Below are 12,335 nucleotides of genomic sequence, written 5' to 3' on the forward strand. Positions count from 1 at the left end.
ATGACCGATCCGGCAGCCGCCAAAAAGCCCGCCGGGAAGCCCACTGAGAAGCCCGCTGAGCCTTGGCGCCAGCGGCTGATCCGCACCTTGCTGTACGGGCGCAATGTCGACCGTGCCGCGAAGGCGCGCGCCCGCGTCGGCTTCGCGATCCTGGCCTTTGCCGCCATCTATGCCGTGCTCGCCGGACGCCTCGTGCTGTTCGCGGTCGGCGCCGACAGCCATGGCGCGCGCCGCGCTGCCTCGCAGGATGCGATCGCGACCGCGCGGCCCGACATCATCGACCGCAACGGCGCGGTCCTCGCCACCGACGTCAAGGCGCCGAGCCTGTTCGCCGAGCCGCGCCGCATCATCGACAAGGACGAGGCGATCGAGCTTCTCACCGCGACCTTGCCCGATCTCGACACCGGCGAGGTGCGCGACCGCGTGGCGTCGCGCAAGGGCTTCGTCTGGCTGAAGCGCGAGATCACGCCGAAGCAGCAGCTCGACATCCATCGCCTCGGCATTCCCGGCATCGGCTTCGTGCGCGAGAACAAGCGCGTCTATCCGACCGGCTCGGAAGTCGCCCATCTGATCGGCCTGGTCAATATCGACAACCAGGGCATCGCCGGCATGGAGAAGTGGCTGGACAATAACGGTCTGGCCGATCTGCATCGCGCGGGCTTCGCCACCGACCGGCTGCAAAAGCCGATCGAGCTGTCGGTCGACCTGCGTGTCGAGCACGCGCTGCGCGACGAACTGCTCAAGGCCAAGGAAAAATTCCACACCAAGGCGGCCTCAGGTCTGGTCTCCAATGTCAGGACCGGCGAAATCGTTGCGATGGTGTCGCTGCCCGACTTCGACCCGAACGATCCGAAAGAAGCGCACGACCCCGATCGCATCAATCGCCTGACCACCGGCGTCTACGAGATGGGTTCGACCTTCAAGGCGTTCACGCTGGCGATGGCGCTGGATTCCGGCAAATCCGATCTCAACTCGCTGTGGGACGCGCGCGGGCCGCTGCACTACGGCAAGTTCACGATCCATGACGACGAGCCGAAGGGTCGCTTCATCAGCATGAAGGAGGTCTTCACGTTTTCGTCCAACGTCGGTGCGGCGCGCATCGCGCTGTCGCAGGGCGTCGAGGCGCACAAGGCGTTCCTGCGCAAGATGGGCCAACTCGATCGGCTGCGCACCGAGTTGCCGGAGAGCGCATCGCCGATCCTGCCGAAACGCTGGAGCGAACTGAACACGGTGACCATCGCGTTCGGCCACGGCGTGGCGGTCGCGCCCTTGCAGGCGGTGATGGGCATCGATGCGCTGGTCAATGGCGGCTATCTGATTCCGCCGACCTTCATGAAGCGCACCGAGCAGGAAGCGATGGCGATCGCCAAGCGGGTCATCAAGCCTGAAACCAGCGAGAAGATGCGATTCCTGATGCGGCTGAACGCCGAGGTCGGCACTGCGCGGAAAGCCGATGTGAAGGGCTATTATATCGGCGGCAAGACCGGCACCGCCGAAAAGGTCATCAACGGCCGCTACGCCAAAAAGAAGGTGCTCACGGCCTTCACTGCGATCCTGCCGGCCGACAATCCGAAATACCAGCTCTTGATCATGCTGGACGAGCCGCAATCGTTGAAGGAAACCTACGGCTTCATCACCTCGGGCTGGAACGCGGTGCCGACCGGCGGCAAGGTGATCGCCCGAATTGCGCCGCTTTTGGGCATCGAGCCGCGATTTGACCTGCCGCCGTCCGACCGCCTTATTCTTGCGACATCCAGGACAACCCAGTAAGGCGTACCCCGGAGCATGATCCGGAAACGTTCATGCTCGAACCACGGCGCCAGCAGCGCCAGCCAACTGGAAGATCATGAGACTTCGCGACCTTTTCAGCGATGACGCCACGATCGATCCGAGAGCCGGCACGGTTGCGGTCGAAGGACTTGCGGTCGACAGCCGTGCGGTGAAGCCGGGCGATCTGTTCTTTGCGCTGGCCGGCAGCCGGACCGACGGCGCGCGCTTCATCGACGCTGCGATCAAAGCCGGCGCGGTCGCTGTCGCAAGCGACCATCTGCCGCAAGGCGAGGCCCATGTGCCCTTCGTCATCACGACGAATGCACGCCGCGCACTGGCGCTGGCCGCGGCCAAATTCTATCCGCGGCAACCGCAAACGATCGCGGCGGTGACCGGCACCAGCGGCAAGACCTCAGTCGCGGCCTTCACGCGCCAGATCTGGCAACAACTCGGCCAGGTGTCGGCAAGCATCGGCACCATCGGCCTGGTGTCGGACAAGCGCACTGTTTACGGCTCGCTGACCACGCCCGATCCAATCGCGCTGCATCGGCAGCTGGACGAGATCACAGCCGACGGCGTCACCCATCTGGCGTTCGAGGCGTCCTCGCATGGCCTCGACCAGTACCGTCTCGACGGTGTGCGCATCGCGGCCGGCGGCTTCACCAATCTGTCGCGCGACCACATGGATTATCATCCTGACGTCGCGCATTACCTCAACGCAAAGCTGCGGCTGTTCCGCGACCTCGTCGCCGACGGCGGCGCCGCGATCATCTCGGCCGATCATGATTGCTCGCAGGCCGTAATCGATACGGCGCGTGCGCGAAAACTTCGCGTCATCGCGGTCGGACGCAACGCCGACGGCGCCGGTGATGGCATTCGACTGGTCAACGCCACGATCAAGGGCTTTTCGCAGACGCTCGTCATCGAGCATCGTGGCCGCACGCACACGATCCGGCTGCCGCTGGTCGGCGAATTCCAGATCGAGAACGCGCTGGTCGCGGCGGGCCTTGCGATCGGCACCGGCAGCGTCGCTGATAACGTCATCGGCAGCCTCGAGCATCTCGAAGGCGCCAAGGGCCGGCTGGAGCATGTCGGCGAGCACAATGGCGCGCCGATCTTCGTCGATTACGCGCACAAGCCCGATGCGCTCGCCAAGGCGTTGCAGGCGCTGCGGCCCTATGCGAAGCGCAAGCTGGTCGTGATCTTCGGCGCCGGCGGCGACCGCGACGCCGGCAAGCGCCCGATCATGGGCGCAATCGCGACCGAGAATGCCGATACCGTCATCGTCACCGACGATAATCCGCGCAGCGAAAAGCCAGAATCGATCCGCGCCGCCATCCTTGCGACTGCGAAGGGCGCGCGGGAGATCGGCGATCGCGCCGAGGCGATCCGCGCCGGCATCGCGCAGCTTGAGCCCGGCGATGCGCTGCTGGTCGCCGGCAAGGGCCACGAGATCGGGCAGATCATTGGCGACAAGACGTTGCCGTTCAGCGATCACGATGCGGTTGCTGCCGCACTCGCAGCGAGGGGCGCATGAGCAAACTACTGTGGACGTCGGATGCGATAGCGCAGGCGATGCGCGCCGCCACCCAAGGCGCGCTGCCGGAGGGCGTCACTGGTCTCTCGATCGACAGCCGCACCATCGGGCGCGGCGAGGCCTATTTCGCGATCAAGGGCGACGTCCATGACGGCCACAATTTTGTCGAGGCCGCGCTGAAGGCCGGCGCCGGGCTCGCGGTCGTCGAGGCCGCGCAACGCACGAAATTTCCTGCCGATGCGCCGCTGCTCGTGGTCGATGACGTGCTCGCCGCGCTGGTCGAGCTCGCGCATGCCTCGCGCGCGCGGCTCGGCGCGCAGATCATCGCGGTGACCGGCTCGGTCGGCAAGACCTCGACCAAGGAGGCGCTGCGCTGCGTGCTGTCGGCGCAGGGCGAAACGCATGTCTCCGCCGCCTCGTTCAACAACCATTGGGGCGTGCCGCTGTCGCTGGCGCGCTGCCCGGCGGACGTACGCTTTGCGGTGTTCGAGATCGGCATGAACCATGCTGGCGAGATCACGCCGCTGGTCAAGATGGTGCGGCCGCATGTTGCCATCGTCACCACGGTCGAGCCGGTGCACCTGGAGTTCTTCGCCGGCATCGAGGCGATCGCCGATGCCAAGGCGGAGATTTTTACAGGCGTCGAACCCGGCGGCGCGGTCGTGCTCAACCGCGACAATGCGCAGTTCGCGCGGCTGCAGCGGCGCGCCAAAAAGGCCGGCATCATCCGCATCGTGTCGTTCGGGACTCACAAGAAATCCGAGGCGCGGCTGATCGACGTCTCGCTGCATGCGACCTGCTCGGCAGTGCATGCCGACATCCTCGATCACGACATTACCTACAAGCTCGGCATGCCCGGCCGCCACATGGCGATGAATTCGCTCGCCGTGCTGGCGGGCGCCTCGCTGCTCGGCGCCGACATCGCGCGTGCGGCGCTGTCGCTGTCGCAGCTCGAGGCGCCGTCGGGACGCGGTGTCTGCCGCGCGCTCGAGGTCGGCCAGGGCGAGGCGACGCTGATCGACGAAAGCTACAACGCCAATCCGGCTTCGATGGCGGCTGCGCTCAACGTACTTGGCCAGGCCCGGATCGGCCCGCACGGCCGCCGCATCGCCGTTCTCGGCGATATGCTCGAACTCGGGCCGACCGGTCCCGCGCTGCACCACGGCGTGCTCGAGGCCATCACCGTCAACCGTATCGATCTCGTATATTGTTGTGGTCCGCTGATGCGGAATCTGTGGGATGCCCTTTCCAGCGGCAAGCGGGGAGGCTATGCCGAGAGTTCGGCGGCGCTTGAGGCGCAGGCGGTCGCCGCGGTCCGCGCCGGTGACGCGATCATGGTGAAGGGATCGCTGGGTTCGAAGATGAAAATCATCGTCAGCGCGCTGGAAAAGCGTTTCCCCGGCAAAGCCGCGCACGAAGAAGCGGTATAGGGCTTTTTGAATGTTTTACTGGCTGATTGATCTCTCCAACACCGTTCCAGGTTTCGGGGCATTCCGCAGCGGTTTGAATGTGTTCCGCTACATCACGTTCCGCACCGGCGGGGCGATGGTGACAGGCGCGCTGTTCGTGTTCCTGTTCGGGCCCTGGATCATCGACCATCTGCGGCTGCGGCAGGGCAAGGGCCAGCCGATCCGCACCGACGGCCCGCAGTCGCATCTGATCTCCAAGAAGGGCACGCCGACCATGGGCGGCCTGATGATCCTGTCGGGTCTGGTGGTGTCGACGCTGCTCTGGGCCAATCCGCTCAATCCCTACGTCTGGATCGTGCTGGCGGTGACGCTCGGCTTCGGCTTTGTCGGCTTCTATGACGATTATTTGAAGGTCACAAAGCAGTCACACAACGGCTTCGCCGGCAAGCTGCGGCTGCTGATCGAGGCGGTGATCGCGCTCGCCGCCTGCTATGCGCTGGTCCGGCTCGGGCGCGACGTGTCCTCGACCTCGCTTGCGATCCCGTTCTTCAAGGATACCGTGATCAATTTCGGCTGGTTCTTCGTGATCTTCGGCGCCTTCGTGATGGTCGGCGCCGGCAATGCGGTGAACCTGACCGACGGCCTCGATGGCCTTGCCATCGTGCCGGTCATGATCGCGGCGGCGAGCTTCGGCATGATCTCGTATCTGACCGGCAACGTGGTATTCTCGGACTATCTGCAGATCAACTATGTCGCCGGCACCGGCGAGCTCGCGGTGCTCTGCGGCGCGGTGCTCGGCGCAGGCCTCGGCTTCCTCTGGTTCAACGCGCCGCCGGCCTCGATCTTCATGGGCGATACCGGATCGCTTGCGCTCGGCGGCATGCTGGGTGCCATCGCGGTCGCGGTGAAGCACGAGATCGTGCTCGCGGTGATCGGCGGCCTTTTCGTGCTGGAGGCGGTCTCGGTGATCGTGCAGGTCGCGTCGTTCAAGCTGACGGGCAAGCGCGTGTTCCGAATGGCGCCGCTGCACCATCATTTCGAACAGAAGGGCTGGACCGAGCCGCAGATCGTGATCCGGTTCTGGATCATCGCGGTGATGCTGGCGCTCGCCGGCCTCTCCACCCTCAAGCTGCGCTGAGCGGCCGATGATCCCCGTCACCTCCTTCGCGGGCAAGACGGTCGCAGTGTTCGGCCTCGGCGGCTCCGGCCTTGCGAGCTGCCATGCGCTGAAGGCCGGCGGCGCCGAGGTGATCGCGGCCGACGACAATGCCGACAATGTCGCCAAGGCCGCCGCGGCCGGCTTCACCACCGCCGATCTGCGCACGGTGTCGTGGGCGAATGTCGCCGCGTTGATCCTGACTCCCGGTGCGCCGCTGACCCATCCGGCGCCGCACTGGAGCGTGCTGCTGGCGCGCCAGGCCGGCGTCGAGGTGATCGGCGACATCGAATTGTTTTGTCGTGAGCGGCGGCGTCACGCGCCGAATGCGCCGTTCGTCGCCATCACCGGCACCAACGGCAAGTCGACCACCACAGCGCTGATCGCGCACCTGATGAAGGTCGCCGGCTACGACACCCAGATGGGCGGCAATATCGGCACCGCGATCCTGTCGCTGGAGCCGCCGCGGATGGGACGGGTGCATGTCGTCGAGATGTCGTCCTACCAGATCGATCTCGCGCCCTCGCTCGATCCGTCGGTCGGCATCCTGCTCAATGTCAGCGAGGACCATATCGACCGCCACGGCACGCTGGAGCATTACGCCGCGGTCAAGGAGCGGCTGGTCGCCGGCGTGCAGGCGGACGGCACAGCAATCGTCGGCGTCGACGACGGCTGGTGCCGCGATATCGCCGACCGGCTCGATCGCAATGGCAAGCGCGTAGTGCGCATTTCCGTGAAGAACCCGCTGCCCGACGGCCTCTATGTCGAGCACGAGACCATCGTGCGCGCATCGGGCGCGGCGCGCAGCGAGGTGGCGCGCCTCGGCGGCATCGGTTCGCTGCGCGGCCTGCACAATGCGCAGAACGCGGCGTGTGCCGCGGCCTGCGCGCTCGCGATGGGAATCTCCACCGAGGTGCTGCAGAAGGGCTTGCGCAGTTTTCCCGGCCTCGCCCATCGCATGGAGCAGGTCGGCCGCCGCGGCAATGTGCTGTTCGTCAACGACTCCAAGGGCACCAATGCCGATGCGACCGCGCATGCGCTGTCGTCGTTCGCCGACATCTTCTGGATCGCTGGCGGCAAGCCGAAGGCCGGCGGCATCACGGGCCTGGCAGGATATTTCCCGCGCATCCGCAAGGCCTATCTGATCGGCGAGGCCGCGCCGGAATTCGCCGGCACGCTCGGTGGCCGCGTGCCGCACGAGATGTCTGTTACGCTCGACGTCGCAATCGCCAGCGCCGCGCGCGACGCGGAGGCCTCGGGGCTCGCCGACGCGGTCGTGCTGCTGTCCCCGGCCTGTGCCTCGTTCGACCAGTACCGCAATTTCGAAATCCGCGGCGCCGCGTTTCGCGATCTGGTCAACGCGCTGCCGGGCGTCAAGCCGGTGGTGTAACGCGCGCACTGCGTAGGATGGGTAGAGCGCAGCGAAACCCATCAATTCATATCCGCGGCACGAACGATGGGTATCGCTGCCCTCCACCCATCCTACGGATTTTTTCCCACCGTCACCCTGAGGAGCGCGCTCTTGCGCGCGTCTCGAAGGGCGATGGCCCGGCTGGTGGCCGTGCATCCTTCGAGGCTCGCTCCGCTCGCACCTCAGGATGACGGAGCTGCTGGCAGCGTTCCCAGCTGGTGAGAGTCCAAAACCCACCTCCCTCAAAAGTTATCCATTCCGTTAACTCCTTGGAAACCAACCTGCGCCACGAATGGACCCCACCTCTGCCATCTGGGGACGCCCATGCTCGCCCGTGACCAACGCACCCCGTTCTCGGACTGGTGGTGGACCGTCGACAAGCTGTTGCTTGCCGCGATCGCCGCGTTGATGCTGGCCGGGGTGATCCTGTCGCTGGCGGCAAGCCCGCCGGTCGCAACCCGCATCGGGCTCGATCCCTTCCATTTCTTCAACCGGCACGTCATGTTCCTGGTGCCGTCGCTGATCGTGCTGATCGGGGTGTCGTTCATGACGCCGCGGCAGATCCGACGCACCGCGGTGATCGTATTCGCGGTCTCGATCGCGCTGATCGTGGCGACGCTGCTGATCGGGCCCGAGGTCAAGGGCTCGCGGCGCTGGATCACGCTGATCGGGGTCAACATCCAGGCTTCCGAATCCGCCAAGCCGGCCTTCGTGATCCTCGCGGCGTGGCTGTTTGCGGAGTCGACGAAGCGGCCGGAGATGCCGGCGACCTCGATGGCGCTGGTGCTGCTGATGACGCTGGTTTCGCTCTTGGTGATGGAGCCTGACTTCGGCCAGACCATGCTGATCTCGATGGTGTGGGGCACGCTGTTCTTCATCGCGGGCATGCGCATGATCTGGGTGCTTGGGCTTGCCGGCGCGGCCAGCGCGGGGCTGTTCACCGCCTATCTGCTGGTGCCGCATGTCGCCGGCCGCATCAAACGCTTCATGAACCCGGCCTCCGGCGACACCTTCCAGGTCGACACCGCGATGGAGGCGTTCTGGAACGGCGGCTGGTTCGGGCTCGGTCCCGGCGAAGGCATTGCCAAACGCAGCCTGCCGGACAGCCATACCGACTTCGTGTTTGCGGTCGCCGCGGAGGAATTCGGCATCATCCTCTGCCTGATGCTGGTGGCGCTGTTCGCCTTCGTCGTGATCCGCACGCTGACGCGGGCCTATTCCACCGACGATATGTTCGCGCGCTTTGCCGCGTCGGGCCTTGCGATCCTGTTTGGCGTGCAGGCCGGCATCAACATGGCGGTCAATCTGCAGCTGATCCCGGCCAAGGGCATGACGCTGCCATTCATCTCCTATGGCGGCTCCTCGTTCGTGTCGCTGGCCTATGGCGTCGGCATGATGCTGGCGCTGACGCGGCAGCGTCCGCGTACCGAAATCGAATCGGCGGAAGGCGCCAGCAGCGCCTTGCGCGCCTACGCGTAGGTGACTGCAATGGTCGCGTCGGCTATCTGGACACCATGGACAACGCGCCCCTGATTCTGCTGGCGGCCGGCGGCACCGGTGGCCATCTGTTCCCGGCCGAAGCGCTCGGCGTGGAATTGATCCGGCGTGGCCTGCGCGTGCGGCTTGCGACCGATGGCCGCGCGCTACGCTACAGCGGCCTGTTCCTCAAGGACAGCATCGACGTGGTGCCGAGCGCAACGGTGCGTGGCCGCAATCCGGTCTCGCTGGCGCGCACCGTGCTGATGCTTGGTTACGGCACCATGGTCGCCGCCAATGTGGTGCGGCGGCTGAAGCCATCAGCCGTCGTCGGCTTCGGCGGCTACCCGACCTTGCCGCCCCTGATCGCGGCGCGCCTGCTTGGCGTCCCCGGCATCATCCACGACGCCAATGCGGTGCTCGGCCGCGCCAACCGCTTCCTCTCCAGCCGGGTCGACGCGATCGCGACGTCGTTGCCCGGCGTGCTCGATCGCGATCCCGCGCTCGCGAGCAAGGCGACCACCGTCGGCACGCCGATGCGCCCGGCGATCCTGGCCGCCGCGGCGGTGAAATATGGGTCGCCCGAAATGGGCGGCTCGCTGCGCCTGCTCGTGGTTGGCGGCAGCCAGGGCGCGCGGGTGATGAGTGACATCGTGCCGCCGGCGATCGAGAAACTTGATCCCGTATTGTGGGGCCGCCTGATCGTCACCCAGCAGGTGCGCGAAGAGGATATGGCGCGGGTGCGCGCCGTCTATGACCGGCTCAAGATCAATGCCGAGCTGGCGCCGTTCTTCCCTGACTTGCCGGCACGGCTGGCCTCGAGCCAATTGGTGATCTCGCGCTCCGGCGCCGGCACCGTCGCCGAACTCGGTGCGATCGGCCGGCCCTCGATCCTGGTGCCGTTGCCAGGGGCGATCGATCAGGACCAGTTCGCCAATGCCGGCGTGCTGTCGCAGGCCGGCGGCGCGATCCGCATCGCGCAGGGCGACTTCACGCCTGATCGCCTGGCGACCGAGATATCGGCCTTCGCCGCTGATCCTGCGAAGCTGACCGCGATGGCGCAAGCCGCGTGCGGCGTCGGCCGGCTCGATGCCGCCGAGCGGCTCGCCGATCTCGTCATGAAGGTCGCCGGGATCGCGGCGGCAGGCAGGGCGGAGTCTTCACCATGACGGGCCTGCTGATTCATTCCGTTTCGGAATTCTCCGATCTGATCATGACGGCACTTCGCCTCGCGGAGGCGCGCGACATCGTCGAGATCGGTGCCGAGTATGGCGGCATGTCGGCGCTGCTTGCCGAGCACTGCCGTGTCAGCAACGGGCAACTCACCAGCATCGATCCCGCGCCGAAGCAGGAATTCCGCGATTGGCTGAGCACCAATCTGCATGTCCGCCATCTCGCCAAGACCAGCCTCGAGGCGTTCGGCGAACTGGAGGCGGCCGACGCCTGGATCGTCGACGGCGACCACAATTGGTACACCGTCTATCACGAGCTGAAGCAGATCGCGGCGATCAGCCGCCGCGCCGGAAAGCCCGTGCTGGCCTTCCTGCACGATATCGGCTGGCCCTGCGGGCGGCGCGACATGTACTACGCGCCCGAGCAGATTCCTTTGGAGTACCGCCAGCCGCATCGCTATGACGCGGGCGCCATCCTGGATCAGCCGTCGCTGGTTCCGGGGCGCGGCTTTCGCGGCATGGGTCAGTCGGCGTTCGCAACGCTTGCCGGCGGCCCGCGCAACGGGGTGATGACCGCGATCGATGATTTCCTCGCGGACGCGCTCCGCGAGGGGACCGAATATGGCTTTGCCGAAATCCCCGCGGTGTTCGGCCTCGGTGTGCTGTTCGACATGAACGCTGTTTGGAGCGAGAGGCTTGCCGAGCTGGTGCTGCCCTTTCACCAGAACAAGCTGCTGCGCGCGCTCGAGACCAACCGGCTGCGCAACTATCTCCGGGTCATCGAGATGCAGGATGAGGCCGCAGCGCGCGGAACGGGGTAGGGCCATGATACGGGCATTTCTGCGTCCCGAAGCTCGGAAAAAGCGCTTGTCATGCCCGGCAAAAGCGGGGCATCCAGTGTCGTGCGGAGCTGATTTTGATGTCGCGCTGCGCACACGAGGAGATCATCCGCCAGGCGCGCAAGCGCGCGCAAGGGGTCGATGACGTCAGGAACCGGATCATGAGACTGCCGCGCGAGATCGGACCTATTCATTTCGTCGGGATCGGCGGCATCGGCATGAGCGGCATCGCCGAGGTGCTGGTCAATCTCGGCTATACCGTGCAGGGCTCGGACGCTTCTGACAATTATAACGTCGAACGGCTGCGCCAGAAGGGCGCGAAGGTGTCGGTCGGCCACAAGGCCGAGAATGTCGACGGCGCCGACGTCGTGGTCGTCTCGACCGCGATCAAGCGCGACAATCCGGAGCTGATGGCGGCGCGCGCGCAGCGCATCCCGGTGGTGCGGCGCGCCGAGATGCTGGCGGAATTGATGCGGCTGAAGAGCTGCGTCGCGATCGCCGGCACCCATGGCAAGACCACGACGACCACGATGGTGGCGACACTGCTCGATGCCGGCGGGCTCGATCCGACCGTGATCAATGGCGGCATCATCAATGCCTATGGCTCCAATGCGCGTCTCGGTGGCGGCGACTGGATGGTGGTCGAGGCTGACGAGAGCGACGGCACCTTCCTGAAGCTGCCGTCCGACGTCGTCATCGTCACCAATATCGACCCCGAGCATCTCGATCACTTCAAGACCTTCGAGGCGATCCAGGACGCATTCCGCGACTTTGTCGAGAACGTGCCGTTCTACGGTTTCGCCGTGATGTGCACCGATCATCCCGTGGTGCAAACCCTGGTCGGCAAGATCGAGGATCGCCGCATCATCACCTATGGCCAGAACCCAGAGGCCGATGCGCGGCTGATGGATCTGACGCCGATGGGCGGCGGCTCGAAGTTCAAGGTCGCGATCCGCAACCGCGCGACCGGCGCCATCCACGAGATCGCTGATATCACGCTGCCGATGCCGGGCCGCCACAACGCATCGAACGCGACGGCGGCGATTGCGGTCGCGCATGAACTCGGCGTTTCCGATGAAATCATCCGCGAGGCGATGGCCAGCTTCGGCGGCGTCAAGCGGCGCTTCACCAAGACCGGCGAGTGGAACGGCGTCGCCGTGATCGACGATTACGGCCATCACCCGGTCGAGATCGCGGCGGTGCTGAAGGCGGCACGGGAATCCACCAACGGCAAGATCATCGCGGTGGTGCAACCGCATCGCTTCACCCGCCTGCAATCGCTGTTCGAGGATTTCTGCACCTGCTTCAACGACGCCGATGCGGTTGTGGTCGCCGAGGTCTATGCGGCCGGCGAGGCGCCGATCCCGGGCATCGACCGCGATCATTTCGTCACCGGCTTGCGCGCCCATGGTCACCGCGAGGTGATGCCGCTGCCGAACGCCGGCGAACTCGCGAAGATCGTCCACGGTCTTGCGAAGTCCGGCGACCTCGTCGTCTGTCTCGGCGCCGGCAACATCACGCAATGGGCCTACGCGCTGCCGGACGAATTGAAGGCGCTGGGGTGA

The 12,335-nt window shown here is 65.8% G+C and carries 9 protein-coding genes; all 9 read left to right on the forward strand.

Annotated elements, in window-relative coordinates; all coding sequences use genetic code 11:
* The 9 genes from UP09_RS00550 (at position 1) to murC (ending at position 12,335) form a co-directional block, all read left to right on the forward strand.
* Complete coding sequence (locus UP09_RS00550) at positions 1-1,770, forward strand: peptidoglycan D,D-transpeptidase FtsI family protein (RefSeq protein ID WP_044536048.1); 1,770 nt, start codon at positions 1-3, stop codon at positions 1,768-1,770.
* A 76-nt stretch (positions 1,771-1,846) separates the two neighbouring features.
* Positions 1,847-3,307, forward strand: coding sequence for a UDP-N-acetylmuramoyl-L-alanyl-D-glutamate--2,6-diaminopimelate ligase (locus UP09_RS00555; protein ID WP_044536049.1), 1,461 nt, complete (start codon positions 1,847-1,849; stop codon positions 3,305-3,307).
* Positions 3,304-4,737: a UDP-N-acetylmuramoylalanyl-D-glutamyl-2,6-diaminopimelate--D-alanyl-D-alanine ligase gene (locus tag UP09_RS00560; protein WP_044536050.1), complete on the forward strand. Its 1,434-nt coding sequence runs from the start codon at positions 3,304-3,306 to the stop codon at positions 4,735-4,737. The genes UP09_RS00555 and UP09_RS00560 overlap by 4 nt, the downstream gene beginning before the upstream one ends.
* Before the next feature lie 10 nt (positions 4,738-4,747).
* Positions 4,748-5,854 carry a phospho-N-acetylmuramoyl-pentapeptide-transferase gene (mraY, locus tag UP09_RS00565; RefSeq protein WP_044536051.1) on the forward strand — a complete coding sequence of 369 codons (1,107 nt, stop codon included), beginning with the start codon at positions 4,748-4,750 and terminating at the stop codon, positions 5,852-5,854.
* Between the two features lie 7 nt (positions 5,855-5,861).
* A complete protein-coding gene (gene murD / locus UP09_RS00570) occupies positions 5,862-7,262 on the forward strand; it encodes a UDP-N-acetylmuramoyl-L-alanine--D-glutamate ligase (RefSeq protein WP_044536052.1) in 1,401 nt (466 codons plus the stop codon).
* Positions 7,263-7,607: 345 nt separating this feature from the next.
* Positions 7,608-8,762, forward strand: coding sequence for a putative lipid II flippase FtsW (gene ftsW, locus UP09_RS00575; RefSeq protein ID WP_044536053.1), 1,155 nt, complete (start codon positions 7,608-7,610; stop codon positions 8,760-8,762).
* Positions 8,763-8,797: 35 nt separating this feature from the next.
* Positions 8,798-9,928 carry an undecaprenyldiphospho-muramoylpentapeptide beta-N-acetylglucosaminyltransferase gene (gene murG, locus UP09_RS00580; protein ID WP_044536054.1) on the forward strand — a complete coding sequence of 377 codons (1,131 nt, stop codon included), beginning with the start codon at positions 8,798-8,800 and terminating at the stop codon, positions 9,926-9,928.
* On the forward strand, positions 9,925-10,752 hold the full coding sequence (locus tag UP09_RS00585) for a class I SAM-dependent methyltransferase (protein WP_044536055.1): 828 nt from the start codon (positions 9,925-9,927) through the stop codon (positions 10,750-10,752). Before murG ends, UP09_RS00585 begins: the two co-directional genes overlap by 4 nt.
* Positions 10,753-10,931: 179 nt before the next feature.
* The gene (murC, locus tag UP09_RS00590; RefSeq protein ID WP_044536195.1) at positions 10,932-12,335 is read left to right on the forward strand and encodes a UDP-N-acetylmuramate--L-alanine ligase; all 1,404 of its coding nucleotides are present in this window, start codon (positions 10,932-10,934) and stop codon (positions 12,333-12,335) included.

The sequence above is a fragment of the Bradyrhizobium sp. LTSP885 genome (assembly GCF_000938305.1).
In the GTDB taxonomy this organism is placed as follows: Bacteria; Pseudomonadota; Alphaproteobacteria; order Rhizobiales; family Xanthobacteraceae; genus Bradyrhizobium.

What these genes read in the sequence shown, in the direction of transcription:
- murC (WP_044536195.1), top strand. Translation starts at nt 10,932, where the DNA reads ATGAGACTGCCGCGCGAGATCGGACCTATTCATTTCGTCGGGATCGGC.
- UP09_RS00560 (WP_044536050.1), top strand. Translation starts at nt 3,304, where the DNA reads ATGAGCAAACTACTGTGGACGTCGGATGCGATAGCGCAGGCGATGCGC.
- UP09_RS00550 (WP_044536048.1), top strand. Translation starts at nt 1, where the DNA reads ATGACCGATCCGGCAGCCGCCAAAAAGCCCGCCGGGAAGCCCACTGAG.
- UP09_RS00555 (WP_044536049.1), top strand. Translation starts at nt 1,847, where the DNA reads ATGAGACTTCGCGACCTTTTCAGCGATGACGCCACGATCGATCCGAGA.
- UP09_RS00585 (WP_044536055.1), top strand. Translation starts at nt 9,925, where the DNA reads ATGACGGGCCTGCTGATTCATTCCGTTTCGGAATTCTCCGATCTGATC.
- murD (WP_044536052.1), top strand. Translation starts at nt 5,862, where the DNA reads ATGATCCCCGTCACCTCCTTCGCGGGCAAGACGGTCGCAGTGTTCGGC.
- mraY (WP_044536051.1), top strand. Translation starts at nt 4,748, where the DNA reads ATGTTTTACTGGCTGATTGATCTCTCCAACACCGTTCCAGGTTTCGGG.
- ftsW (WP_044536053.1), top strand. Translation starts at nt 7,608, where the DNA reads ATGCTCGCCCGTGACCAACGCACCCCGTTCTCGGACTGGTGGTGGACC.
- murG (WP_044536054.1), top strand. Translation starts at nt 8,798, where the DNA reads ATGGACAACGCGCCCCTGATTCTGCTGGCGGCCGGCGGCACCGGTGGC.